The organism is Streptomyces hygroscopicus (genome assembly GCF_026168105.1).
Classification (GTDB): Bacteria; Actinomycetota; Actinomycetes; order Streptomycetales; family Streptomycetaceae; genus Streptomyces; species Streptomyces hygroscopicus_D.
On the sequence record NZ_LBMW01000034.1, the window covers coordinates 1 to 25,101 of the forward strand.

Annotated in this window: 23 protein-coding genes and 2 pseudogenes; 14 read left to right on the forward strand and 11 right to left on the reverse strand. The window is 70.6% G+C overall.

Annotated features, from left to right (window positions below; all coding sequences use genetic code 11):
* Positions 1-233 precede the first annotated feature (233 nt).
* Together AAW14_RS27445 and AAW14_RS27450 are read right to left on the reverse strand one after the other, a co-directional pair.
* Complete coding sequence (locus AAW14_RS27445) at positions 234-1,931, reverse strand: bifunctional 3'-5' exonuclease/DNA polymerase (protein ID WP_265566639.1); 1,698 nt, start codon at positions 1,929-1,931, stop codon at positions 234-236.
* 57 nt (positions 1,932-1,988) lie between these two features.
* Positions 1,989-2,461: pseudogene (locus AAW14_RS27450) on the reverse strand (Clp protease N-terminal domain-containing protein).
* On the opposite strand from AAW14_RS27450, the gene AAW14_RS27455 reads away from it, so the two are divergent.
* Positions 2,462-3,580 (forward strand): DUF2786 domain-containing protein, encoded by a 1,119-nt coding sequence (locus tag AAW14_RS27455; protein ID WP_265566640.1) that lies wholly within the window; start codon positions 2,462-2,464, stop codon positions 3,578-3,580.
* Between the two features lie 262 nt (positions 3,581-3,842).
* Here the strand turns inward: AAW14_RS27455 and AAW14_RS27460 are convergent, their stop codons facing one another.
* The 3 genes and pseudogenes from AAW14_RS27460 to AAW14_RS27470 all read right to left on the reverse strand — a co-directional run bounded on the left by AAW14_RS27460 (position 3,843) and on the right by AAW14_RS27470 (position 5,783).
* On the reverse strand, positions 3,843-4,376 hold the full coding sequence (locus tag AAW14_RS27460; RefSeq protein WP_265566641.1) for a DUF4232 domain-containing protein: 534 nt from the start codon (positions 4,374-4,376) through the stop codon (positions 3,843-3,845).
* Between the two features lie 475 nt (positions 4,377-4,851).
* On the reverse strand, positions 4,852-5,364 hold the full coding sequence (locus AAW14_RS27465) for a hypothetical protein (protein WP_265566642.1): 513 nt from the start codon (positions 5,362-5,364) through the stop codon (positions 4,852-4,854).
* A 49-nt stretch (positions 5,365-5,413) separates the two neighbouring features.
* Positions 5,414-5,783: pseudogene (locus AAW14_RS27470) on the reverse strand (30S ribosomal protein S14).
* Positions 5,784-6,175: 392 nt separating this feature from the next.
* Between AAW14_RS27470 and AAW14_RS27475 the strand changes: the two are divergent.
* The 4 genes from AAW14_RS27475 (at position 6,176) to AAW14_RS27490 (ending at position 7,804) form a co-directional block, all read left to right on the forward strand.
* Positions 6,176-6,547 carry a VOC family protein gene (locus AAW14_RS27475; RefSeq protein WP_265566643.1) on the forward strand — a complete coding sequence of 124 codons (372 nt, stop codon included), beginning with the start codon at positions 6,176-6,178 and terminating at the stop codon, positions 6,545-6,547.
* A 10-nt stretch (positions 6,548-6,557) separates the two neighbouring features.
* Positions 6,558-6,917 (forward strand): ArsR/SmtB family transcription factor, encoded by a 360-nt coding sequence (locus AAW14_RS27480; RefSeq protein WP_265566644.1) that lies wholly within the window; start codon positions 6,558-6,560, stop codon positions 6,915-6,917.
* The gene (locus AAW14_RS27485; protein ID WP_265566645.1) at positions 6,914-7,375 is read left to right on the forward strand and encodes an SRPBCC family protein; all 462 of its coding nucleotides are present in this window, start codon (positions 6,914-6,916) and stop codon (positions 7,373-7,375) included. Before AAW14_RS27480 ends, AAW14_RS27485 begins: the two co-directional genes overlap by 4 nt.
* 171 nt (positions 7,376-7,546) lie before the next feature.
* Positions 7,547-7,804 carry a DUF397 domain-containing protein gene (locus AAW14_RS27490; RefSeq protein WP_265566646.1) on the forward strand — a complete coding sequence of 86 codons (258 nt, stop codon included), beginning with the start codon at positions 7,547-7,549 and terminating at the stop codon, positions 7,802-7,804.
* A gap of 117 nt (positions 7,805-7,921) precedes the next feature.
* Here AAW14_RS27490 and AAW14_RS27495 read toward each other — a convergent pair whose 3' ends face one another.
* Entirely contained in the window at positions 7,922-8,395 is a 474-nt protein-coding gene (locus tag AAW14_RS27495; protein WP_265566647.1) for an ATP-binding protein, read from the reverse strand.
* A 347-nt stretch (positions 8,396-8,742) separates the two neighbouring features.
* Here AAW14_RS27495 and AAW14_RS27500 point away from each other — a divergent pair, with 347 nt between their 5' ends.
* The 3 genes from AAW14_RS27500 to AAW14_RS27510 all read left to right on the forward strand — a co-directional run bounded on the left by AAW14_RS27500 (position 8,743) and on the right by AAW14_RS27510 (position 11,895).
* The gene (locus AAW14_RS27500; RefSeq protein WP_265566714.1) at positions 8,743-9,579 is read left to right on the forward strand and encodes a helix-turn-helix domain-containing protein; all 837 of its coding nucleotides are present in this window, start codon (positions 8,743-8,745) and stop codon (positions 9,577-9,579) included.
* A gap of 134 nt (positions 9,580-9,713) precedes the next feature.
* Positions 9,714-11,174 carry an aldehyde dehydrogenase family protein gene (locus AAW14_RS27505; RefSeq protein WP_265566648.1) on the forward strand — a complete coding sequence of 487 codons (1,461 nt, stop codon included), beginning with the start codon at positions 9,714-9,716 and terminating at the stop codon, positions 11,172-11,174.
* 172 nt (positions 11,175-11,346) lie between these two features.
* Positions 11,347-11,895 (forward strand): DinB family protein, encoded by a 549-nt coding sequence (locus tag AAW14_RS27510; RefSeq protein ID WP_265566649.1) that lies wholly within the window; start codon positions 11,347-11,349, stop codon positions 11,893-11,895.
* A gap of 123 nt (positions 11,896-12,018) precedes the next feature.
* Here the strand turns inward: AAW14_RS27510 and AAW14_RS27515 are convergent, their stop codons facing one another.
* Together AAW14_RS27515 and AAW14_RS27520 are read right to left on the reverse strand one after the other, a co-directional pair.
* Complete coding sequence (locus AAW14_RS27515) at positions 12,019-13,431, reverse strand: glutamate decarboxylase (protein ID WP_265566650.1); 1,413 nt, start codon at positions 13,429-13,431, stop codon at positions 12,019-12,021.
* Between the two features lie 305 nt (positions 13,432-13,736).
* Positions 13,737-15,023 (reverse strand): ion channel protein, encoded by a 1,287-nt coding sequence (locus AAW14_RS27520; protein ID WP_265566651.1) that lies wholly within the window; start codon positions 15,021-15,023, stop codon positions 13,737-13,739.
* 150 nt (positions 15,024-15,173) lie between these two features.
* Here AAW14_RS27520 and AAW14_RS27525 point away from each other — a divergent pair, with 150 nt between their 5' ends.
* A complete protein-coding gene (locus AAW14_RS27525; protein WP_265566652.1) occupies positions 15,174-15,935 on the forward strand; it encodes a MerR family transcriptional regulator in 762 nt (253 codons plus the stop codon).
* 103 nt (positions 15,936-16,038) lie between these two features.
* Here the strand turns inward: AAW14_RS27525 and AAW14_RS27530 are convergent, their stop codons facing one another.
* Entirely contained in the window at positions 16,039-16,404 is a 366-nt protein-coding gene (locus tag AAW14_RS27530; RefSeq protein ID WP_265566715.1) for a YbjQ family protein, read from the reverse strand.
* 159 nt (positions 16,405-16,563) lie between these two features.
* Here AAW14_RS27530 and AAW14_RS27535 point away from each other — a divergent pair, with 159 nt between their 5' ends.
* Positions 16,564-17,742 carry a DedA family protein gene (locus tag AAW14_RS27535; protein ID WP_265566653.1) on the forward strand — a complete coding sequence of 393 codons (1,179 nt, stop codon included), beginning with the start codon at positions 16,564-16,566 and terminating at the stop codon, positions 17,740-17,742.
* A gap of 18 nt (positions 17,743-17,760) precedes the next feature.
* Here AAW14_RS27535 and AAW14_RS27540 read toward each other — a convergent pair whose 3' ends face one another.
* Complete coding sequence (locus AAW14_RS27540; protein ID WP_265566654.1) at positions 17,761-19,458, reverse strand: threonine/serine ThrE exporter family protein; 1,698 nt, start codon at positions 19,456-19,458, stop codon at positions 17,761-17,763.
* A 130-nt stretch (positions 19,459-19,588) separates the two neighbouring features.
* A complete protein-coding gene (locus AAW14_RS27545) occupies positions 19,589-20,080 on the reverse strand; it encodes an inorganic diphosphatase (RefSeq protein WP_265566655.1) in 492 nt (163 codons plus the stop codon).
* 79 nt (positions 20,081-20,159) lie between these two features.
* Here AAW14_RS27545 and dacB point away from each other — a divergent pair, with 79 nt between their 5' ends.
* The 4 genes from dacB (at position 20,160) to hpt (ending at position 25,069) form a co-directional block, all read left to right on the forward strand.
* A complete protein-coding gene (gene dacB / locus AAW14_RS27550; RefSeq protein WP_265566656.1) occupies positions 20,160-21,821 on the forward strand; it encodes a D-alanyl-D-alanine carboxypeptidase/D-alanyl-D-alanine-endopeptidase in 1,662 nt (553 codons plus the stop codon).
* A 94-nt stretch (positions 21,822-21,915) separates the two neighbouring features.
* Entirely contained in the window at positions 21,916-23,037 is a 1,122-nt protein-coding gene (locus AAW14_RS27555; protein WP_265566657.1) for a zinc-dependent metalloprotease, read from the forward strand.
* Between the two features lie 196 nt (positions 23,038-23,233).
* Positions 23,234-24,277, forward strand: a complete 1,044-nt coding sequence (gene tilS / locus AAW14_RS27560; protein WP_265566658.1) for a tRNA lysidine(34) synthetase TilS — start codon at positions 23,234-23,236, stop codon at positions 24,275-24,277.
* A gap of 231 nt (positions 24,278-24,508) precedes the next feature.
* On the forward strand, positions 24,509-25,069 hold the full coding sequence (gene hpt / locus AAW14_RS27565) for a hypoxanthine phosphoribosyltransferase (protein ID WP_265566659.1): 561 nt from the start codon (positions 24,509-24,511) through the stop codon (positions 25,067-25,069).
* Positions 25,070-25,101: the final 32 nt, after the last annotated feature.

Here is a 25,101-nt window from a genome sequence, read left to right on the forward strand (position 1 = left end):
GCCTCCGCCCAGTGCCCTCCCCCCGGCCCAGTGCCCTCCCTCCCCCGGCCCGACGCCCGCGCCTCCGCCCAGTGCCCGCGCCCCCGCCCAGTGCCTCCTCCCGGCCCGACGCCCGCGTCCTCGCCTGGCGTCCCTCCTCCACCCAGCGTCCCCGCCTCCACCCAGCGCCCGTGCCCCCGCCTAGCGCCCGTGCCTCCACCCAGCGCCCGTGCCCCCGCTCGGCGTCCGCCGCCTCACTTGGCGTCTGCGTAACACTCCACCACCGCCGTCGCGAACGGAATGCGCACCGGTGTCTCGCCGAACGTCAGACGCATCGCCAGGTCCGAGGCCTCCTGGACCGCCGCGACCACCAGGTCCGCCTCCTCGACCGGGCAGTGCACGATCACCTCGTCGTGCTGGAAGAAGACCAACTCGGCGGCGAGGTCCGCACAGGCGCGGCGCAGGGCGGCGAGCAGCAGCAAAGCCCAGTCGGCTGCGCTGCCCTGCACGACGAAATTGCGCGCGAAACGGCCGCGGGCCCGGGAGTTGTGCGAGGCGTAGCCGGGCATCCACTGCTGCGGCTCCCCGGCGGGACTCTCCGGGTCGACCTCCTGCGGAATGCCCGCCTCCTCCGCCGCGTCCTCCGACGCTCCGGCCGCCGGCGGGGACGTACGCCCGAGCCAGGTCCGTACGAGCCGGCCCTCCTCGCCCGCGCGGGCCGCGTCGTCGACGTACGCGACCGCTCGCGGGAAACGGCGGCGCAGCGCGGCGAGGTTCTTCAGGCCGTCCCCGGAGGTCTGGCCGTAGATCGCGCCGAGCACGGCGAGCTTGGCCTGGCCGCGGTCGCCGGAGAACGCCCGGTCCGACACCGACTGGTAGAGGTCGGCCCCGCGCGCCGCGACCTCCATGAACGCGGGGTCGCGCGAGATCGCGGCGAGGACACGCGGCTCCATCTGGGCGGCGTCCGCGACGACCAGCCGCCAGCCGGGGTCGGCGACGACGGCGCGCCGGATGACCTTGGGGATCTGCAACGCCCCGCCGCCGTTGGTGACCCAGCGGCCGGTGACCGTGCCACCCGGCAGGTACTCGGGCCGGAAGCGGCCGTCGCGCACCCAGCCCTGCAGCCAGGACCAGCCGTGGGCGACCCAGATGCGGTACAGCTTCTTGTACTCCAGCAGGGGCTCGACCGCGGGGTGGTCGAGCGACGCGATCTCCCAACGACGGGTGGAGCGCACCCGGATCCCGGCCTGCGCGAAGGCCTTCACGACGTCGGCGGGCAGATCGGGCCGGACACGGCGTCCGAATGCGGCCGACACCTCGTCGGCCAGTTCGGCCAGGCGCCGGGGCTCGCCGCCGCCCGCGTACCGCTCGCCGAGCAGGTCGTGCAGCACCGCGCGGTGGACGTCCGGGCTCCAGGGCAGCCCGCAGCGGTTCATCTCGGAGGCCACCAGCATGCCGGCCGACTCGGCGGCGGTCAGCAGCCGCATGCGCTCCGGGTACGCGGTGGCGTCGTGCCGGCGCTGCTGGTCGGCATACACCTCGACGAGGTCGGCGAGGGAGACGTGCACGGGGCTCGGCTCGAAGAGAGAGGACTGCGAGCCGGGCTCTGCGGAGCGCGGGCGGGGATCCGGCGGTACGGGGCCGCCGCGCAGCCGGGCCAGCGCGGCGGCGGCAGACCGGGGCTCGCCGTGGCGTCCCTCGTGGCCCAGGAGCAGAGTCTCGGCCGCCTCGACGTCATAGCACCGGTCGACTCGCACCCCCGCGGCGAGCAGACGCGGCTGGACGTCGGCGGTGGACCGCCACACCCACCGGGTGACCCCGGGCCGCGCACGCACGGCCCCGGCGAGATCCCCCTCCCGGACCACGGGCCCGGCGAGCAGCCCGTCCGGGCCGAGGGCGGCGACCTCCGCGCCACCGTCCTCGGCCGGAACGAGAGCCCAGCGCCCGGTCATGCCGCGAGTGTGACAGGGGGGTCCGACAACGGGCCCGGACGCGCGACCCGAGTCGGCTCAGGCCTGCTGCTCGCGGGCCTTGGCCACCTCGGCCACCTCCTTCATCAGGAACTCCTCGGCGGTGGCCTTGTCGATGCCGAGTCCGGTCAGCAGACCCTTTCCGTTCTCCAGTTCGAGGAGCGCGAGGAGGATGTGCTCGGTGCCGATGCAGTTGCAGCCGACCCGGAGGGCCGGTCTCGTTGTTGCCCGCGGGCCTTCGCCTCGTTGTGCGCGGCCATGACCACGTTCCGTGCGCGGACGGTGTACCGGCTGAACCCCTGACTGGGGTCGAGGCCGGCGGACTCCTTCGGCACGAAGCGCTTCTGGGCGGCCTGCCGGGTCACTCCCATGCTCTTGCCGATGTCGGTCCAGGACGCGCCCGAACGGCGGGCCTGGTCCACGAAGTGGCCGATCAGGTGGTCAGCCACGTCGCAACGGCCGGTCCGGCTGAGCGCCGTCCCACCGAAGACGTTCGTGTCACGATCGAACACGTGAGTACGACGACCACCGTGGACCGCGCCTTCGAGGCCGCGCTGTACGACGACACCGACGCGGCCCTGGACACCGGCGCCTCGCTGCTCGCCGCCGACCCCGCGGCCGACGCCGAACTCGCCCGGCGAGGCAAGCAGTTCGTCGCCGCGGCGTGGCGGCGCGGCTGGCAGCCCGCCGACGTCGTACGCATCGTCCGCCGTGAACTCGACGACCCGCACGTAAGTCTTGTGTCGGTGCTGATCATCGAGGAGGCGGGGGAGCGGCCGCCCCCGGGGCCACGCTGGGCGGCCCAGCTCCAGGAACTCGACGCGGAGCCGCCGCGCGGCCTCGACCGTTTCTCGTACGCCACCGCCGCCCTGGAGCTGTATCGCCTGCTGCTGCGCCTCCCCGGCCTCGAGGCCCTAGATGTGCCGCGGCAGTCCGCCGCCCCGCAGCAGCCCGAGTCCCGCATGCTCACCCGAATCCGCGCCCTGCTCGCCAAGGCGGAGGCGACCGGCTATCCGGAGGAGGCGGAGGCGCTCAGCGCCAAGGCGCAGGAGCTGATGGCGCGGCACAGCATCGACGAGGCGCTGCTCGCGGCCCGTACGCACGCCGGGGATACGCCCGGCGCCTGCCGCATCGGCGTCGACCCGCCCTACGAGACGGCCAAGGCGGTGCTCCTGGACGCGGTGGCGGACGCGAACCGCTGCCGTGCCGTGTGGCACGAGGCTCTCGGCTTCTCCACGGTCATCGGCTTCGAACCCGACCTCGAGTCGGTCGAACTGCTCTACACCTCGCTGCTCGTGCAGGCCACCGCCGCGATGACGAAGGCGGAGGCGGCGCAGCGGAAGGGCGGCCGGAAGCGTACGAAAACGTTCCGGCAGTCGTTCCTGGCCGCGTACGCGCACCGCATCGGCGACCGGCTCCGGGCCGCGACGGAAGAGCAGGTGGCCGGGAGCGAGGGGGAGTTGCTGCCGGTGCTCGCAGCCCGCGACGTGGCCGTCGCGGACCGCATGGAGCGAATGTTCCCGGACACCGTCACCACCCGGCTGCGCGGGGCGGGCGACGCGGCCGGATGGGAGCAAGGGGCCGCGGCAGCCGACCGGGCACGGGTGGCGGGACGTCCCCGGCTGCCGTGACCGCTGCGTGCCGTGCGCGCCTCCGGCTGCCGTGACCGGGCTGCTAACCGTGCGGCGCCTCCGGCTGTCGTGACCGGGCTGGTTGTTGTGGGGCGGCCTCGGCTGTCGTGACCGGCCGCTTGTCGTGCAACCCCTCCGGTTGTCGTGACGGGGCCGGTTGTTGCGCGGTGGCACCGGTTGTCGTGACCGGCCCGGTTGTCATCACGCGGCCCAGGCTGTCCTGAACGGGCCGCTCGACGGGGCCGGCCGACGGATCCGTACGTCAGTCGCCCGCGACCTGGATCGGGCTCACCGAGGCGTCGGGGGTCCCCGCACTCTTCAGGGACACCTCGCCGTACGACCACGGGTAGCTCTGCGCGGGCCCGGCGCCTGGGACGGTGATCTTCAGGGCCTTCACGGCGGCGCTCTGCGAGCCGCCGGACTTCCCGCGGACATAGGTGAGGGTGAAGGTCGCTGCCTCGCCCTTCTGCAGCGTCACCTTCTCGGGCGTCGCGGCCTTGTCGTCCGCCACGCTCCAGGAGGAGGAGCCGGCGTTCAGCTCGACCCCGGGGAAGCCCTGGAAGGTGCACTTGCCGCCGCTGCGGTTGGTGAGGGTGACCGGGACGTTGCCGGTGTCGCCCGCGGTGGTGGCCGCGTTGGCGGGCCCCACTTTCAGGGCGATCGGGCAGCCGGCGGCCGGGGGAGCCGACTTCTCCGAATGCTTGGCGTCGTCGCTGCTCTTGCTGTCGCAGGCGGTCAGGGCGAGGGCCGCGGCGAGAACGGTGACGGCCAGGGGGACGGGGACGGTGCTGCGCATGTGGGTCCTCTGGGATCGTGACGGTATCCAGGGATCATCACGCAGGCGGGCGGCAGTGCGTTGCGCGCCCCCCTCAATTCCCCCCTGCGCCGCCGGACGTGATTGCCGCAATTCATCACGTATGCCTCCCGTATGCCGGAGGAGTGAGCCGGCTACCGGATCGAGCGGCAGCGAATCGAGCCGCTGGTCGCGATGCGCGGTGCGCGGTGCGCGGTGCGCGGTGCGCGGTGCGCGATGCGCGATGCGCGGTGCGACGGGGCTCGCGCGGCACCGCAAGAGGCGGGGGCGTGAGGGGGAGGCTGCACGCGGTTCGACCTCCCGCAAGTACGGGTCTTACGGGAAATGCGAGCGCCGGGAGGGTCCTCGCCCAAGCGGCTCCCAACCATGGCGACAGCCCCCGACACCGCAAAGGGCCGCGGAACCCGGAGGTTCCGCGGCCCATCGGCCGAGGTGAGAGACCCTGGCGGGCGCCGTGTCAGGACCCCAGGCTCGCCGTCGGCAGCCCGCTCGGCATCTTGCCGCTCTCGGACTTCGTGTACGTCTCCGTGCCGATGCCGCCCTCCCACGTCACCTTCATGCCCGAGGCGTTCATGGAGTCGACCATCCCGGTCCGGCGGTCCTTGCCGCCGTCCGTGCACTTGAGGTGGATCATCTGCATGCCCGCCTCCTCGCCTGCGGTCCCGGTGCACACGCTGCCGCCCGTCGTGAAGAGCGCGGCCTGCTTTCCGGTGATCACCAGGGCCACGGCCTTGCCACCGGTCGTGGCCAGCCAGCTGCCCTCCAGCTTCCCCGGTTTGGCGCCGGGCGTGCCGGAGCCGCCACCGGTGTCCGCCGAGGACGCGGACGCGCTCGGTGAGGAGTCGCCGCCCCCGGACCCGCTGCCCCCGGAGCCGCTGCTGCAGCCGGTCAGCAGGAGCGCGGTCGTCAGCCCCGCGGCCGCAAGCACGATGCGCGCCTGCCGGTGCGTGCCAGGAGTCGCCGAATTCACTGAAGTCTCCCAAGGTTGCCGATGAGGTCGCGCGAACGACCGCAGCAAGCTACCAGGAGGACCTGCACACGCCGGGCGGATGACCGGCGTGCGTTTGCTCACGCAGATTCACCCAGTGCTCAGACAGATTCACCCAGTGCTCAGACAGAGTCGCCCGGTGCTCACACAGATTCACCCGGGAGAGCCCGAAAGCGTGGACACGACCGCGCGGCGGCCCGTGCACGCCATGCCGGTCGCGCGCCCCGGGTCGCGTCGGCGTCATCAGGCTGTCTGCGCAATTCCCGCTGGACGGCGAGCCGCTCGGCCTCCGTGGAGGACAGGCCGCGGATGATCTCCTTCAGCTCGGCCCGCCGCTGCGCGTACCGCGCAACGATCAGCTGCCGCTGCTCGTTCTTCGCGATCTTGCTCTTCTTCGCCATATCGCTCCCCCACCCCCTTCAGATCTTCACGCCACGGCAGATCTTCGCGCCACGACAGATCTTCGCGCACGGGCGCGGATTCGGGCCGCCGCCGACCCGATGTCGATGGCGTCGACCGTCTTGACCCCTTTTTTTCGCTCGCCTTCTTGACCCCTTTCGTTCGCCCCGGACCGCGGCAAGATCTGCGGCGGCCGGGCCACCCGTGTGACGGTCCGGCAGCAAACGCCTGCCGGCCCGCGCGGTGATGGACGCCCTGGGGATGACGCTGCTGTCCTTCTCGCCCCGGTGGCCGCGGCCCTGCGGTCGTCCCCGCTGGCCGCGGCCCTGCGGCAGACAGGTAGGAGTTTCCCTACGCTTGACGCGTAGGGAAACTCCTACCTATTGTCGTCCGCATGACCATCACACACACTTCCTTCCTCACCCTCCCCGTGACCGACCAGGACCGCGCCCTGCGCTTCTACACGGATGTCCTCGGCTTCGAGGTCACCGCCGATCTGGATCTGCCGCAGGGGCGCTGGCTCCAGGTCGCCCCCAAGGGTGCGCAGACCGTCTTCACGCTCTCCGGTCCGGGAATGGGCGATTTCCGGCCCGGCTCGGCCCGGGGGATCATGTTGGTCACGACCGATGTCGACGCCGACTGTGCGCGGCTGGCCGCGGCGGGGGTCGCCGTGCAGGGGCCGGACGACCTCCCCTGGGGCCGTATGGCGTCGTTCCGGGACCCGGACGGCAACGGTCTGATGCTGCTGACGGAGGCTCACGGATAGGGAGTCCGGCATGACCACGACCGAGTCCGGTGCGGAGACCGCCGCCGAGGACCGCGTCTTCGCCGCGCTCGCCAACGCCACGCGCCGCGAGGTGCTGCGCCTGCTGCGCGAGCGGGGGCCGCAGCCCGTCCAAGCCCTGGCCGACCACTTCGACATGCGGCGGCCCAGCCTCTCGGAGCACCTCAGGGTGTTGCGGGAGGCCGGGCTCGTCGCCGAGCAGCGCAGCGGACGGCAGCGCATCTACCGCCTCGAGGCGGGGCCGCTCGCCGAGGTTCAGGACTGGCTCCATCCGTACGAGCGGTTCTGGCGCGAGCAGCTGAAGGGGCTCGGTGAACTGCTCGACCGCATGCCCGACGATGACCGGCCATGAACACCGCACCTGACGACGACCTCACCACCATCCGCGTCGACCAGTTCCTGCCGCATCCGCCGGACAAGGTCTGGCGCGCCCTCACCGAGCCCGGGTTGCTCGCCCAGTGGCAGATGCCCGGTGCCGGGGACTTTCGCCTCGAAGTCGGTCACCGATATCGGATGACCTCGGTCCCGCGGCCCAACGCCAACTTCTCCGGCACGGTCGACGTGCGGGTTCTCGCGTTCGAGTCAGGGCGGATGCTGCGCCTGCGCTGGGCCGACGCCGACCCCGCCAATCCCGCGGACTGGACCATCACATGGACATTGGAACAGGAAGGCCGCGGTACGCGTCTCTTCCTAGTACATGAAGGGTTCGATCCTGACGACCCCGCACAGATGTTGGCGCGGACGATCATGGACGGGGGCTGGAGGTCGCATGTAATGCGAGCTCTGGGGCGCATGCTTGACGGACTGTAGTCAGGTCGCCGTCACGCTGTAGTCAAGGGACTGGAAAGGCTGTAATCGCAGGAACACCCCGCGTGCACGTGCATCTGCGCATGCATCTGCATGTGAACGGAGTTATGATCCGGGCAGTTGACCGCTGCATCAATGGCCATGACAGCCGAGGCACCATCCGGGGAGCGACCTGTGGACCACGACGTGTACGACGTGGACGACGTGTACAACGGCATGGCTGCGACAGAGCTGCACGGAGTGGCCTGGCAGAAGAGCCGGCACAGCAACTCCCAGGGCTCCTGCGTGGAGTTCGCCCGGCTGCCCGGGGGAGATGTGGCGGTGCGGAACTCGCGCTTCCCCGATGGCCCGGCGCTGGTCTACACCCGCGCGGAGATCGAGGCGATGCTGCTGGGCATCAAGGACGGCGAGTTCGACCACCTGATCACGTAACGCGCGTGCGTCACAGGGCAGTACAGGGGCCGGCCTGCGGCGCATCGGTGCACCGCAGGCCGTAACGCGCGTAGATCCGGTCTCGGGGAGCGCCGCGGGGAGCTATTTCGCGCACACCTACGCGGGAGGCAGCCGGAACAGGGCCCAGACCACCTTGCCGCTGAGCGTGCCCGCCAGCGGATGCCAGCCCCAGCTGTCGGCGAACGAGTCGACCAGGAACAGTCCGCGGCCCGACTCCGCCGAGAAGTCCTCCGAGTCGCCCGCGACCGGACTGTCGTGACTGGGGTCGCGCACGGCGCACACCAGGCGTGAGGTCCAGCGCATCAGATGCAGCCGAACCGGCGGCTCCTGCTCGCACGTTCTGAGGGCGGGCGAGGGCAGGGCGTGCCGCAGTGCGTTGGTCACGAGTTCGGAGACCACCAGGCAGACGTCGTCGAAGCGCTCGCCCACGTCCCACTGGCCCAGCGTCCTGCGGGTGAACTGCCGTGCCTCGCGCACCGCTTCGAGGCGGGCGGGGAGGGCGCAGGAGGCGGCGTTGGACACGGCCGCGGGGTCGAGCGGCGGAAGTCCCTGCCGTAAGGGCTCGAGCATGGTCGATCCATTCGTCCCCATGCGAGGCACTCCCGGGTGTTCGCGGTCGTGGCAATGCAGCGGTGGCGCGGGGACCATGGTTTCGGATGAGCCAAGCAGATGCAAGGGCAGATGCACGTGCACGCGCCAGAATTGGCCGTTCCCGTACCGCTTTCTGCTTATTTCTTCTGTCACTTTCTTCCCGCTTGCTTGCTCCTTCCTGATCTCTCACTGTCCCCCGACTTTGGCTCCTTTCCATTTCTGTAACCGTACGAGTACTGCTCGAAGTGTTTTAGTGGCAGACTGCGCGGTCTGAAGGACGGCTGGGGAGGCTGACGAACGTGAGCGCTGGGGACTCGAGTGGGTCGGTGGTGCGGCGCATTCTGCTGGGATCCCATCTCAGGCGCCTGCGGGAGGCGCGCGGCATCACCAGGGAGGCGGCCGGCTACTCGATCCGGGCCTCGGAGTCGAAGATCAGCCGCATGGAGTTGGGACGGGTGAGCTTCAAGACACGTGATGTCGAGGACCTGCTGACGTTGTACGGGATCACGGACGATGCCGAACGCACCTCCCTGCTCTCCCTGGCGAAGGAAGCCAACGTCGCCGGGTGGTGGCACAGCTACTCGGACGTCCTGCCGAGCTGGTTCCCGACATACGTCGGCCTGGAGGGCGCGGCGCATCTGATCCGGTCGTACGAGGTCCAGTTCGTGCACGGCCTGCTGCAGACCGAGGCCTACGCCCACGCGGTCGTCGCCCGGGGCATGCAGGGCGCGAGCGCGGCGGACATCGACCGGCGGGTGGCGCTGCGGCTGGAGCGGCAGAAGTATCTGGTCTCCGAGCACGCCCCGCAGTTCCACGTCGTCCTCGACGAGGCCGCCCTGCGCCGCCCCTACGGCGACCGGGGAGTGATGCGCGGCCAGCTCCAGCACCTGATCGACGTCTCGGAGCGTCCCAACGTACGGCTGCAGGTCATGCCGTTCAGCTTCGGCGGGCACTCCGGCGAGAGCGGTGCCTTCACCATCCTGAGCTTCCCCGAGTCCGACCTGTCCGACGTGGTCTATCTGGAGCAGCTCACCAGCGCGCTCTACCTGGACAAACGCGAGGACGTCGCCCAGTACGAGGCGGCGATGACGCAGCTGCAGCAGGACTGCCCCGGACCGGACGAGAGCCGCGATCTGCTGCGGGGGCTGCTCCAGCTTTCCTGAGGGTTTTCCGGAGTATCCCGAGGGGTCCTCCAACTCCCCTTAAACGCAAGTACGATGACGCGCGATCAGACCGTAACTCGAACGCGGGTGCGTGAACGGGTGTCTGCGTCGGCTGCGAGGGATTGAGGGATCTCATGTCGTCCTACTTCACCGATCTTGCTCAGCAGTACATCGGCGGTGAATGGCGCCCGGGCACAGGCTCCTGGGACATCATCGACTTCAACCCGTACGACGGCGAGAAGCTGGCGTCGATCACGATAGCCACGGTCGACGAGGTCGACGAGGCCTACCGGGCCGCCGCGGCCGCTCAGAGGGAGTGGGCCGGCATCAACCCGTACACGCGCCGCGCGGTGTTCGAGAAGGCCCTCAGAATCATCGAGCACCGCGAGGCCGAGATCACCGAAGTGATCATCGCCGAGCTGGGCGGCACCCGTTTGAAGGCTGCCTTCGAGCTGCACCTCGCCAAGGAGTTCCTCCGCGAGTCGATCCAGCTGGCGCTGCGTCCCGAGGGCAGGATCCTCCCGTCGCCGGTCGACGGCAAGGAGAACCGTCTCTACCGTGTGCCTGTCGGCGTCGTCGGTGTGATCAGCCCGTTCAACTTCCCGTTCCTGCTGTCGATCAAGTCCGTCGCCCCGGCGCTCGCGCTCGGCAACGGCGTCGTCCTCAAGCCGCACCAGAACACCCCCATCACCGGCGGCTCGCTGGTGGCCAAGATCCTTGAGGAGGCGGGTCTGCCCGGGGGTCTGCTGAACGTCGTGATCACCGACATAGCCGAGATCGGCGACGCCTTCCTCGAGCACCCGGTCCCGAAGGTCATCTCCTTCACCGGTTCCGACAAGGTCGGCCGCCATGTCGCCACCGTCTGTGCCTCGCTCTTCAAGCGTTCCGTCCTCGAACTGGGCGGCAACAGCGCCCTGGTGGTCCTGGACGACGCGGATGTGGACTACGCGGTCGACGCGGCCGTCTTCAGCCGGTACGTGCACCAGGGTCAAGTGTGCATGGCCGCCAACCGCGTTCTGGTGGACCGCACGCTCCAGGCGGAGTTCACCGAGAAGTTCGTCGCCAAGGTGAAGTCCCTGAAGACGGGCGACCCGCGCGACCCGGAGACCGTCGTCGGCCCGGTCATCAACTCCTCACAGGCGGACGCGATCTCGGGCGCCGTGGAGCAGGCCCTTGCGGAGGGCGCCACGGCACTCGTGCACGGAGCGACCACCGACAATTTGATCGAGCCGACCGTCCTGACGGACGTCCCCGCCGACTCCTCGATCCTCCAGCAGGAGATCTTCGGTCCGGTCGCGGTCCTCATCCCCTTCGAGGGCGAGGAGGAGGCCGTCCGCATCGTCAACGACACCCCCTACGGCCTCAGCGGCGCCGTCCACACCGCCGACATCGAGCGCGGTGTGGCCTTCGCCAAGCAAATCGACACGGGCATGTTCCACGTGAACGACGGCACGGTCCACGACGAGCCGCTCGTCCCGTTCGGCGGCGAGAAGCACTCGGGCCTGGGCCGACTGAACGGCGGGACGACCGTCGAAGCGTTCACCACTCAGAAGTGGATCTCGGTGCAGCATGGGCGGAGCAAGTTCCCCTTCTAGTTGCTTTCGGCCTTGTTGCTTTCGATCTAGTTCCTTTCGACCGGGTTCCTTTTGGCTGGATCCTCACGGCGCACCGGGGCCCTTGCGGACGGAACCTGACCGCAAGGGTTCGTAGTGTCGTCGGTGTCAGGCAGGGGGCGACCCCGCGGAAACCGATGAAAGGCGGCCGGTCATGGTGACTCATGTGCAGGCGGAGGAGCGGGGCGACGAGCGTGGAGCACTGCTCTCCTTCCTGGAGGAGCAGCGCGGCGGTATCCGCCGAGCCCTGCTCGGTCTGACGGAGGAGCAGGCGGCCTCGCGCCCGAGCGCCAGCGAACTGTCCCTGTCCGGGCTGCTGAAGCATGTCGCGGAGGTCGAACAGACCTGGCTGGCCTGGGCCAGGGGCGAGGCACCCGCGGTGAAGCGCGACGAGTCGAACTGGCACGAGTGCTTCCGGCTGACGGGCGAGGAGACGGTCCGGTCACAGCTCGCGTACTGGGAGAAGGTCGCGGCCGAGACGGAGGCGTTCATCCGCTCGGTGCCCAGTCTCGACGACACCTTCCCGCTGCCCGACGCCCCCTGGTTCCCGCCGGAGGGGCGGGTGTCGATGCGCTGGCTGATGCTCCATCTGATCCGTGAGACGGCCCGGCACGCGGGGCACGCGGACATCATCAGGGAGTCGCTGGACGGGAAGACTGCCTTCGAGCTGGTGGCCGTGGAGCGGGAGACGTCCTCGGGCTGACCCGGGCAGGCGGACCCGCCTCCTCCCGCCGGCGGCAGGGAGGTTCGAGCGACCGAGCCGGTGGCCGGGCCGGGGTGGTACGGGGCTGTACCCCGGGCCGCCCCGGCGGCGTACCCGGCGGTGTCAGTGATGGAAACTCGTGGACAGATTCTTGTCGTGGGTCATCGGGTGAGGCTGCCGGCGCAGCATGGGCAGCAGACGGGTGAGATCGTCGAGAAAGAGGTCGGCGAGATCCGTCGAGAAGCCGTTGCGGCACACGATGCGCAGCACGGACAGGTCCTCGCGGTTGGGCGGGAAGGTGTACGCGGGCACCAGCCAGCCGAACTCGCGCAGGCGCCGGGAGACGTCGAAGACGTCGTACGCCGTCACCTCAGGCGTGGTCGTGAAGGCGATGACCGGCAACTCGTCGCCACGGGTGAGGAGCCGGAAGTCGCCCAGCGCCTCGATCCGCTTGGCGAGTCCCTGCGCCACGTTCCGTGTCGTCTGCTGGACCGCGCGGAAGCCGTCCTGGCCCAGCCGCAGGAACGTGTAGTACTGCGCGACGACCTCTGCCCCGGGCCGGGAGAAGTTGAGCGAGAAGGTCGGCATGTCGCCGCCCAGGTAGTTGACCCGGAAGACGAGTTCCTCGGGGAGCGCTTCCTTGTCGCGCCACAGCGCCCAGCCCACGCCCGGGTAGACCAGTCCGTACTTGTGGCCGGAGGTGTTGATCGAGGCGACCCGGGGCAGCCGGAAGTCCCACACCAGGTCCTTGTCGATGAAGGGCGCGATCATCGCCCCTGAGGCGCCGTCCACGTGCACGGGGAGGTCCAGACCCGTGCGCTCCTGAAGGTCGTCCAGGGCCGCGCACAACTCGGCGATCGGCTCGTACGACCCGTCGAAGGTGGAGCCCAGGATGCCGACGACCCCGATGGTGTTCTCGTCGCACAGCTCGGCGGCGGCCTGCGGATCCAGGTGGAACCGGTCGCCCTCCATGGGCACCTGGCGTGCCTCGACCTCCCAGAAATTGCAGAACTTCTCCCAGCAGACCTGCACGTTCACGCCCATGACCAGGTTCGGACGGGCCTCCTTGGAGGGGTAGCGGTCCGCGTTGCGCCGAGCCCAGCGTCGCTTCATCGCCAACCCGGCGAGCATGCACGCCTCGCTCGAGCCGGTCGTGGAACAGCCCACGACGGACTCGGGATCCGGCGCGTTCCACAGGTGGGCCAGCATCGCCACGCAGCGGCTCTCCAGCTCTGCGGTGCGCGGGTACTCGTCCTTGTCGATCATGTTCTTGTCGTGGCACTCGCTCATCAGCCGGTCGGCCTGGTCCTCCATCCAGGTGGTGACGAAGGTGGCGAGGTTCAGCCGTGAGTTGCCGTCCAGCATCAGCTCGTCGTGGACCAGCTGGTACGCGATCGAGGGCGGTAGGGGGTGCCTGGGCAGCCGGTGCTTGGGGGGCGCCTCGGTCATCTCGACGATCGGGTTCGCCTCCCCGAAGAAGGGGTTCATCGAGATGGTGTGCTCGTTGTGCTTCCTCGGGCCTGAGTGGAGCGACATGGTGTTTCCGTCTCCCATCGCGTCGGCGGTGCGCGGCTCTACGGGTTCATCGGTTGGGCGGAGCTGGAGGTCGTACGGGTTCATCGGTTGGGCGGAGCTGGAGGTCGTACGCGTTCATCGGTTGGGCGGCGCGTGAAGTCCTGCGCGCTCATCGGATCGTGTACTTCTACGGGGTTGAGCTTCGGCGGACCAGCGGGATCCGGGGATCCTGCTGCTTCATCGGACCGGCGTGCCGTGCTGGTTCAACGGTTCCCCACGATTCACCCGTTCAAGGGACCGGCTCCCCGGCTCCCCGGCTCCCCGGTTCACCGGAGCGCCGTGCCGTCCTCGTGGAGTTGCATCTGCGGGCGGCCCGTGACCAGCAGCCAGGCCGGGAGCGACGCCACGCAGAGCAGGGCCAGCATTCCCGGCGAGGGTGCCAGCACCGCGGCCGTGAAAAGGCTCACCCAGCCGTGCCGGGTGACCGCGAGGAGTACGCCAAGCACTCCCGCGGAGACACCGAGCGCGGGATGCACGGCGGGGACGAGCGCGTGCGCGCACAGCCCGAGAGCGGCGCCGATGAACACGGACGGGAAGATCCGTCCGCCGCGGAACCCGCAGGACGCGGCCACCAGCATCGCCGCGAGCTTCACCACGGACATCGTCGCGAACTGCCCGGCCGACCAGCTGTCCGGATTCCGCGCCAGAGCCGCGACCTCGTCGAGCCCTTTGAAGAGCGTCAGATGGCCGCCGAGGGCCGCCAGGAGGCCCAGGGCGAGTCCGCCGGCGGGAAGCGCCACCATGGGGTGGCCAAGGCGCCGGAAGGCCCCGTGGACGTACGGGAACGCGTACACCGCGGCCATCCCGAGCAGCGCGCCCGCGGAGGCGACCACCAGCACGCTCGGCAGATCGCCCCAGTGGGGCCCGCCGAAGGAGGGCAGATCCAGATCCAGTGACGGCCGGGCCAGCAGGGTGGTGGTCAGCGCGCCCGCGGCGGCCGCGATCAGCGGTCCGAAGACGTTGTCCCACATCCGGCCCCGCATCGGCCGGCCGGCCAGTGCCTCGGAGAGCAGCAGCGCCGCCGCGACCGGCGTCCCGAACAGTGCCCCGATCGTCGCCGCCTCGGCCAGCGTCACCCACACCGCGCCCGGCAGCCGGGGCGCGATCCTGCGGCCCAGCCAGAACGCCAGCGCCGCGTTGGCCACGATCACGGGGTTCTCGGGGCCCAGACTCGGGCCGCCGGCCAGCATCAGCGCGGCCGCCGCAAGCAGGCCCGGCACTACGGAGGGCGGCAGGGGGGTCGTCACGGCCAGCCCCAGGGTCGCCGGGTCGGGACCGGCGTGCCCCGGCGCCTTCCAGACGATCAGGCCCACCGCGACGCCCGTCGCGGTGAGCATGACCGTCATCCACAGCACGGAGTAGCGGCCGACGCCCAGCGCGTCGGGCAGGTTCCGCCACAGGACGTGTTCGAGCTGCTCGGCGAGACCGCTCACCCCGAGGTAGAGCAGACTGGCCCCGACCCCGACGACGAGCGCCGGGAGGACCAACGGCAGCAGACCCCGCGCCGGGGTCGCCGGGGCGGCCGATTCCTGCTGCACGGTGTCCTGGGCCACCGGCTCACCATAAACGGGAACAAACCGGCAGATCTGGCACAACATCCCGAGTGTGCGGTCGGGGCGCACGGTGCCACCCGAAGGCATTTCGCTTGCACCTGACGCGACGTGAGGCCCCAGTCTGAAGCGCGTACCCAGAAGGGAGCGGAAGTGAGCTACTCGGTGGGCCAGGTGGCGGGTTTCGCCGGCGTGACCGTGCGTACGCTGCACCATTACGACGAGATAGGCCTGCTCGTGCCCGGTGAGCGCACGTACGCCGGTCACCGGCGCTACGGCGACGCCGACCTGGACCGGCTCCAGCAGATCCTGTTCTACCGAGAGCTCGGCTTCCCGCTCGAGGAGGTCGCCGCCCTGCTCGACGATCCGGTCGCGGACCCGCGCGCGCATCTGCGCCGCCAGCACGAGCTGCTGACCGCCCGGATCGAGAGGCTGCAGAAGATGGCGGCGGCCGTGGAGCACGCGATGGAGGCACGCAAGATGGGCATCAACCTCACGCCCGAGGAGAAGTTCGAGGTCTTCGGCGACAAGGACCCGGAGGAGCACGCGGAGGAGGCCGAGCGCCGCTGGGGCGGCACGGAGGCGTACGTCGAGTCACAGCGGCGCGCCGCCCGCTACACCAAGGACGACTGGAAGCGCATACAGGCCGAGGTGGCCTCCTGGGGCGAGCGCTACAAGGCCCTGATGGCTGCCGGGGAGCCGCCGGCCGGGGAGCCCGCCATGGACATGGCCGAGGAGCACCGGCAGCACATCAGCAAGTGGTTCTACGCGTGCTCGTACGAGATGCACCGCGGGCTCGCCGAGATGTACCTCTCCGACGAGCGCTTCAAGGAGTACTACGACTCCATGCGGCCGGGCCTCGCCGGACACCTCAGGGACGCGATCGTGGCGAACGCGGCACGGCACGGCGAGTGAAGGCGCAACGGTGTCCGCCAGGCCGGACACCGTAAGGGGCGTCCGCCAGGCGGACGCCCCTCACCAGTGCCGAGGGTTCCTTCCCGTTCCGCCCACTGCGCGCTCACTCCTTGGCCAGGACCACCGCGGTCCCGTAGGCGCACACCTCCGTGCCCACGTCCGCGGCCTCCGTCACGTCGAAACGGAACGCCAGTACGGCGTTCGCGCCACGCGCGCGTGCCTGCTCTACGAGTCGGTCCATGGCCTGGTTGCGGGTCTGGACGAGCGTCTTGGTGAGCCCCTTCAGCTCGCCGCCGATCATCGACTTCAGGCCCGCGCCGATCTGGCTGCCCAGATGCCGCGAGCGCACGGTGAGGCCGAAGACCTCGCCGATGACCTGCTCGACGCGGTGACCGGGTACGTCGTTCGTCGTGACGACCAGCACGTCCGGCTGGGGGCCCTGGCCGCCGCCGTACTCTTCGATGCCCATGGCCCACAGCTTCGCCATGGTTCGCGCGCCGTGCAATCCCCCGTCACCGGTGGAACCTGGGGCGGACACCGCCCGTTGATAGCTTTGTCCGGCCATCGCCGTCGGGTCGGCCACTTTCAGGACGCCGCACCTCCCCTCACCCCTCAGGAGCCCGGAACCGTGACGACGCTTGCCCTCGGACCGAGCTGGCTGGATCCGAACTACCTGCTCGACACCTACGGAATATGGGGCCTGCTCCTCGTCGTCTTCGCCGAGTCGGGGCTGCTCATCGGCTTCTTCCTGCCGGGTGACTCGCTGCTGTTCACGTGCGGCCTGCTGATCACGTCGAATCAGCTGAAGTTCCCCCTGTGGGGAGCCATCGCCCTGATCTGCCTCGCCGCGGTCCTGGGTGACCAGGCGGGTTACATGTTCGGCAGGAAGGTCGGCCCGTCGCTCTTCAGGCGCCCGGACTCCCGCCTCTTCAAGCAGGAGAACGTCACCAAGGCAAGCGAGTTCTTCGAGAAGTACGGCCCGAAGTCCCTGGTTCTGGCGCGCTTCGTGCCCGTCGTGCGCACCTTCACGCCGATCATCGCCGGCGTCAGCGGCATGAGGTACCGCTCGTTCCTCGTGTTCAACGTCATCGGTGGCGTGCTGTGGGGCGCGGGCGTCACCCTGCTCGGCTCCTGGCTGGGCAACATCGCCTTCGTCAAGAACAACGTCGAGGCGATCCTCATCCTGATCGTCCTCGTCTCGGTGGTCCCGATCGCCATCGAGTTCCTGCGGGCCCGCTCGAAGGCCAGGAAGAACCCGTCCGAGTCCGAGACCTCCGCTCAGCAGCCCCCCGCCCAGGGCCTGCAGCAGCCCCCGGTCATGGACGACGCGACGGCCCAGCTGCGCCGAGTGCCGTCGGCCCACCAGGGCGAGGACCAGGCGTATGGCAACCAAGGCCATGACCAGGCGTACGGCAACCAAGGCCATGACCAGGCGTATGGCAACCAAGGCCGGGATCACGCGTACGGGGACCAGGGGCAGGCCTACCCGCAGGGTCAGGGCCAGGCTTACCCGCAGGGTCAGGGCCAGGCCTACGGCAACCACGGCCAGGCCTATCCGCATGGGGGACAGCCGTACGACCCGAACCACGGATACGGCCAGGGGTACGGCCAGAACCACGGCCAGACCCAGCCCTACGCCCAGCAGTACCCACAGGGCCACCAGCAGCCCCAGCAGTACCCACAGGGCCACCAGCAGCCCCAGCAGTACCCCCAGGGCCACCAGCAGCCCCAGCAGTACCCCCAGGGCCACCAGCAGCAGTACCCGTACGACCAGGAGTACTCGCAGAACGGCTACCCGCAGAACTGAGCGGCCCGCGCGGTCGGCCTAGAAGCCTCGAGTCCGCTTGGCCGCCCGGCGCCCGGCGGCGGAGCCTCCCGGCACCCGCAGGAACAGCCGGGAGATCTCCGATCCCAGGTGCACACCGATCGCGATGGCCATGGCGAGCGAGGCGGCCTTGGCCAGCGAGACCAGGCCCTTGTCGACGTTGTTCTGGGCGATCGACAGCAGTCCGAAGTACGTCGCCGAACCGGGCAGCAGGGGCCCGATCGCGGCGGTCGTGTACGGCAGCGCGGACGCGAAACGGTAGCGCGACAGCAACTGCCCGAACAGTCCCACCAGCCCCGCGGCGACGGCCGTGGACGCGACCGGCGAGATGCCGCCCGGATAGTGCAGGGCGCCGTACACGCTCCAGGCGACACCCCCGGTGAGGGTCACCCACAGCACGGTGGAGCGCTCCTGCTGGAGCAGTACCGCGAAGGTCAGGGACAGGAGCATCGAGGCGATGATCTGCACGACCGGGCGCTCGGAGGTGTTCAGGACCGTGTCCGGGTTGAGCTGCGCGCCCAGCTTCACGCCGAAGTACAGAACCACCAGGACGCCGACGACGATGCCGACGAAGAAGTACATGACTTCCAGCAGGCGCGCGGCCGCGGTGATGTAGAAGCCGGTGAGTCCGTCCTGCACGCCCGCCACCAGGGCCCGCCCGGGCAGCAGGGCGAACAGGCCACCGGTGATCACCGCGGACGCCTCCACGTCCACGTGGGCGACCGTGAGCGCGACGCCGATCGCGGCCGGGGGCATCGCAGCCGCCGTGAACTGGTAGAACTCCGGCAGCCCGCGCCCGGCGCACAGCCATGCCAGCCGGTCGCCGAGCATCGCGCCGAGCGCGGCCGCGATGAACACGACGAGATCACCGCCGACGAGCACGGAGGCCGCACCGGCGAGCAGGCCGCTCGCCCCGGTGAGCGCCCACCCGGGGTAGGGATGCCGGTTCCGGCGTATCTCGGCGAGCCGGCGGTAGGCCTCCTCCAGGGAGATCGCCGTGTGATGGTCGCTGAGGTCGTCCACGAGCCGGAACACGGCCGCAAGGCGCGTGTAGTCGGTGGCGCGGCGGCGAACCGTCCGCGAGGCCGACACCGGGTCGTCCACCAGGGACGGCTGGTACGAGATCGACAGCAACGTGAAGGTGACGTTCGGCTCGCAGCGGTCCAGCCCGTAGGACCGGCAGACCGCGAACATCGCCGCCTCCACGTCCTCGGCGCCCTCGCCGCCCGCCAGAAGGAGTTCGCCGATGCGGAGGGTCAGGTCGAGCACGCGCGGCACGGCGGGACCCGCCTCGTCGGTCTTGTGCGCACGCTCCGGTGCGGGCCGCTCGGCCACCGGCATCCGCAGCATCGTGCGCATCCGGTCCTGCCAGGGCGCCTCGTTTGTCAGCCGGACGACGGGGATCCCGTCGGGCGGTGTGAAGGCGGGCGGTGCGTTCTTGGAGCTGTATGTGCTCGGCGGGCTGAACGCCGACCCCTCCGGCTCGGCCGCGGCCTGCTGCGGGACCTCGAGGCCCCGCGGGACGGCGAACTCGGACGTCGTCTCGGACTCGCCGCCCGCCGCCGGCACGTCGAGCCCTTGCGGGACGGCGAACTCGGAGGTCGTGGCGGAATCGCTCCCGCCCTGCCCGGGAGGCGCGAACGCGCTCCTCGCCTCATCCGACCGCGGCTTGCGGTCCTCCGTCTCCGGCTGCGCCACCAGTTTCTGCCTCGCCTCTCGTACGCCTGCTTACCGTACGTACCTCCCGTACATTTCAGTATGCGCAACCGATACGCGAACGGGCCGCGTCACCCGGGAGGGGTGACGCGGCCCGCGGGGCTCACGGAGGTCAGTGCCCGCCGTGCTCCTTGGCGCGCTTGAAGGACCGCTCGATCTCGACCTCGGCGTCCGCGCGGCCGACCCAGTTGGCACCCTCGACGGACTTGCCGGGCTCCAGGTCCTTGTAGACCTCGAAGAAGTGCTGGATCTCCAGTCGGTCGAACTCGGAGACGTGGTGGATGTCCCGCAGGTGCTCGACGCGCGGGTCGGACGCCGGCACGCACAGCAGCTTGTCGTCGCCGCCGGCCTCGTCCGTCATCCGGAACATGCCGATGGCGCGGCACTTGATGAGGCAGCCGGGGAAGGTCGGCTCCTCCAGGATGACCAGTGCGTCCAGCGGGTCGCCGTCCTCGCCGAGGGTGTTCTCGACGAAGCCGTAGTCGGCCGGGTAGCTGGTCGAGGTGAAGAGTCGACGGTCCAGGCGGATCCGACCGGTCTCGTGGTCCACCTCGTACTTGTTCCGCGAACCCTTCGGGATCTCGATCGTGACGTCGAACTCCACCGGTGGCTCCTCCATGATCAACACATAGTTCTGGTGGTTAAGTGTCCCTCACGCAGGTGTGTGATCGCGAAAGGGGCTGGTGGTCGTGCCGGAGCTGAGGGCTTGGCAGGCTGCGAGACCGCATCTCGTGCGGGCCGCGCAGACCGTGAAACCGCGCCTCGCGCGCGTGGCCCAGGCCGTGCAACCCCGTGCGGCGCGGAGTGCCGACGCCGTGAGACCGCGCGTGACGCCGCTCACCGGGGTGGTGAAACCGCACGTCGCGCGGGTCGCGCGCGCCCTGCGCCCACGCGCCGGGGGCCTCACGACCCCTCAGCTGACGGCTGTCGCCGCCACCGTGGGACTGACGCTCGCGGCCGGGGCCGCGACCGCTGCCGGTCCCTGGGACTCCACGGGTCAGCGTACGGCCGAGCGCCTCAGGGCCGCAGCGTGGGGCCACGAGGGTGGCGCAGATCACGGGCGTGGCCCCGGTACGGCGGAGCAGGCACCCGCGCCCGCACCGAGCGCCGCGGCCGTGCTGACCGCCCTCGGCGCGGCCACGTTCACCACCAAGTCGGCTTCGGTCGACGGGGCCCTGGCCGGTGTGCTCGACCCGCTTCTGCGTGACGCCTCCCTCGGCTCCCGGCACAGTGCCTCGGTCGTCGACGTGACCACCGGCAAACACCTGTACGACAGCAGTGCCGGCGACGCGCTGACCCCCGCCTCCACCACGAAGATCGCCACGGCCGTCGCCGTGCTCTCCGCGGCCGGACCCGACCACCGTCTCGCCACGCGCGCGGTGCTGGAGCCCGGGACCGGCAAGCTCGTACTGGTCGGTGGCGGCGACCCGACCCTGACCGCCCGCAAGGACGCCGGGGGCTGGGCCAGCCTGCGCACCCTCGCCGACGAGACCGCCGCCGCCCTGAGGCAGCGTCACGTGGCCTCGGTGACGCTCGCGTACGACGCCTCTCTGTTCACGGGCCCCATGAAGCACCCCATCGGGGACAACGACAATCTCGCGCCGGTCACCGCGCTGACGGCCGACGAGGGACGCACGGACGACTCCACCAGCGGGCCGGCACCGCGCAGCACGGACCCGGCGGCCGACACGGCCCGGACGTTCGGCGGTCTGCTGCGCGAGCGCGGCATCAAGACCTCGGCCCCCGGCGCGTCGCCGGCCAAGGCCGCACCACGCGCCCAGACGCTGGCCTCGGTCCAGTCGCCGCCCCTGTCCGCCCTGGTCGAGCGGATGCTCACCAACAGCGACAACGACATCGCAGAGGCCCTGGCCCGGCAGACCGCCCTCGCCACGGGCGGGCAGCCGAGCTTCGACGGGGGCGCGGCCGCGATCTCCGCCCGGCTCGGGAAGCTGGGGCTGCCGCTCGCCGGTGCCCAGTTCCACGACGGCAGCGGGCTCAACCGCGCCGACAGGCTCACCGCGGATCTGCTCACGGCCCTGCTGGCCACCGCGGGCTCCCAGGCCCACCCCGAACTCCGTCCGGTCCTGACGGGCCTGCCGGTGGCAGGCTTCACCGGCACCCTCAGCGACCGCTACGAGGACGGTGCCGAACGCTCGGGCGTCGGCGTCGTACGCGCCAAGACGGGCTCCCTGACCGGCGTCAACAGCCTGGCCGGGACGGTGGTCGACGCGGACGGCCGCCTGCTGGCCTTCGCGTTCCTGACCGACGGCTCGATGGACCAGACGACGGCCAGAGCGGCCCTGGACCGCACGGCGGCGGCACTGGCGGGCTGTGGCTGCCGGTAACAGCCGTACCACCGGCCTCACGGGCCCCGTAGCGGGGCCCGCCCCGGCGTCGTACCCCTCACCGCACTCGCGCACGAGCACGTACCGTTGACGCATGACGAGCGTCGGTGGTGCCGAGATGGTCGACTGGAATCTCGCGGTGGCGACCGCGACCCGGCTCGTGCGGCCGGGGCCCGAGGTGAGCCGCGACGAGGCCCGGGCCGTCGTCGCGGAGTTGCGCAGGCACGCAAGGGCCTCGGAGGAGCACGTCCGGGGCTTTACCCGGATGGGTGAAGAGGGCGTGCACGACACCCCGGTCCTCGTCGTCGACCGCCCCGGCTGGGTCCGGGCGAACGTCGCCGGGTTCCGCGAACTCCTCAAGCCCCTCCTCGACAAGATGCAGGAGCGGCGCGGGAGCACCCCCGGCGGAGCCGTCCTCGGCGCCGTCGGCGGCAAGGTCACCGGGGTGGAACTCGGCATGCTCCTGTCGTTCCTGTCCTCCCGGGTCCTCGGCCAGTACGAGACCTTCGCCCCCGCCACCCGCGAGTTGCCCGCCGACGAGAACGGCGGCGGCCGCCTGCTGCTGGTCGCGCCGAACATCGTGCACGTGGAGCGTGAACTGGACGTACGTCCGCACGACTTCCGCCTCTGGGTCTGCCTGCACGAGGAGACGCACCGCACGCAGTTCACCGCGGTGCCCTGGCTGCGCGACCACCTCGAGGGCGAAATCCAGTCTTTCTTGGCGGAGACCGATATCGACCCCATGACGGTGCTGGAGCGCATCAGGGAGGCCGCCCAGTCGCTCGCCGGGGGCCGTCCGGAGGGCGAGGAGGGCGACGACGGCCACTCGTTCGTGGAACTCGTGCAGACGCCCGCCCAGCGGGAGATCCTCGGCCGTCTCACCGCCGTGATGTCGCTCCTGGAGGGACATGCCGACTTCGTGATGGACGGTGTCGGCCCCGATGTCGTCCCGTCCGTCGCCGAGATCCGCGAGAAATTCCAGCAGCGCCGCGCCAAGGGCGCCTCGCGCCTCGACCTCGCCCTGCGCAAACTGCTGGGCCTGGACGCCAAGCTCAGGCAGTACCGCGACGGTGAGCGTTTCGTGCGAGCGGTCGTCGAGCAGGTCGGCATGGACGGTTTCAACCGGGTGTGGACCTCCCCGAACACCCTCCCCACCAAGGCGGAGATCGCCAAACCGGCGGACTGGGTCGCACGGGTGCACCGCAAGGCGGAGTAGTGAGCCCCGCGCGAGCGTAGTGAAACGAATCCGGCCGTCGGCAGGTGAACGCCTCGCCAATCACCCGTCCGAGGGACCGTGAGCGATGGGTAGGCGTGCAATGCTCGGGGAACGCCCCGTTTCTGTCACCATCTACATACTCTGAGTGACCGAACTTCGGGATCACCCCCCGAAAACTTCATGAAGGGAACCGGACATGGGTCCCCATCCTGCGGTCGCGGCGATACGCCTGGCGGTCCGCCGCGTCCTCCACGACATCCTCATCTCACAGACCACGGAGCAGAGCACCGAGCAGACCACCGGTCATCCCCCGCACGAGCGCCCGTCCGCGCCGCTCGTGCTCGTGGCATGCTCGGGCGGCGCCGACTCCGTGGCGCTCGCCTCCGCCCTCGCCTTCGAAGCCCCCAAACTCGGCATCCGCGCGGGCGGCGTCACCGTCGACCACGGTCTGCAGCCCGGCTCCGACATGCGCGCGGAAGAAGTCGTCCTGCGCCTGCGCGAGCTCGGCCTGGCTCCCGCCGAGTCCGTCGCCGTGACCGTCGGCCGCGACGGAGGCCCCGAGGCCGCGGCCCGGGACGCGCGCTACACCGCGCTGGACGCCGTCGCCGACCGCCTCGGCGCCGCCGCGATTCTCCTCGGGCACACCCGCGACGACCAAGCCGAAACCGTCCTGCTCGGTCTTGCCCGCGGCTCCGGCATCCGCTCCCTGTCCGGTATGGCCGCGGTCTCGGGGGCCGGCGGCCGCTACCGCCGCCCCTTCCTCCAGCTCGACCGGCAGACCGCCCGCAAGGCCTGCATGGTCCAGTCCCTGCCCGTCTGGGACGACCCCCACAACACCGACCCCGCCTACACGCGCTCCCGGCTCCGCCACGAGGGCCTGCCCGCCCTGGAGAAGGCGCTCGGCAAGGGTGTCGTGGAAGCCCTCGCCCGCACGGCCCAGCTCTCCCGCGACGACGCCGACGCACTCGACGCCTGGGCCGGCCAGGCCGAGGCCGCCGTGCGGGACTCCTCCGGTCTCCTGGAATGCGCCAAGCTCTACGCCCTGCCTCCCGCCGTTCGGCGCCGTGTCCTGCGCCGCGCCGCCATCGAGGCCGGTGCCCCGGCCGGTTCTCTCTTCGCCCGCCACATCGAGGAAGTCGACCGGCTGATCACCGGATGGCGCGGCCAGGGAGCCATCAATCTCCCGGGCAAGGTCGTCGCCCAGCGGCAGGGTGGCAGACTGGTGATTCGGCAAGGCTGAGAACACGCTCCCGCGGGGGGCGCCCGGCCGCCCCTCCAGGGAGGGTCCGGTCAGCCGTGCGAGCGAGCCGAAGGGCCCGCCGCTGCCGACACAGGGAGAGTGCGCCCAAGCCGCGCGGGCAGCAGCCGTCCTACGGCTGCGCCGCGCGGACATCCGGACACGGTCGGCCGCCGACGGCGGCACCGGCACCCCGGGGGCCAACGGGCGACAAGTGCGGGACGACCGAAAGTGATGCGGGTGGACGCGAAAGACATGGGTGCCGACCTCCAGCAGGTGCTCATCACCAAGGAAGAGATCGACGCGAAGCTGGCCGAGCTGGCCGCGAAGATCGACGCGGAGTACGCGGGCAAGGACCTGCTGCTCGTCGGCGTCCTCAAGGGCGCGGTGATGGTCATGGCCGACCTCGCCCGGGCGTTGTCCACCCCCGTCACCATGGACTGGATGGCCGTGTCCTCCTACGGCGCGGGCACCCAGTCCTCCGGTGTCGTACGGATCCTCAAGGACCTCGACACCGACATCAAGGGCAAGCACGTCCTCATCGTCGAGGACATCATCGACTCGGGCCTGACCCTGTCCTGGCTGATCTCCAACCTCGGCTCCCGCGAGCCCGCCTCCCTCAAGGTGTGCACGCTGCTGCGCAAGCCCGAGGCCGCCAAGGTCGCCATCGACGTCGAGTGGGTCGGATTCGACATCCCGAACGAGTTCGTCGTCGGCTACGGCCTCGACTATGCGGAGAAGTACCGCAACCTCCCGTTCGTCGGTACGCTCGCCCCTCACGTCTACGGCGGCTGAACCCCCGGGTTCCGGCCGTCGGCGGCGGCGGC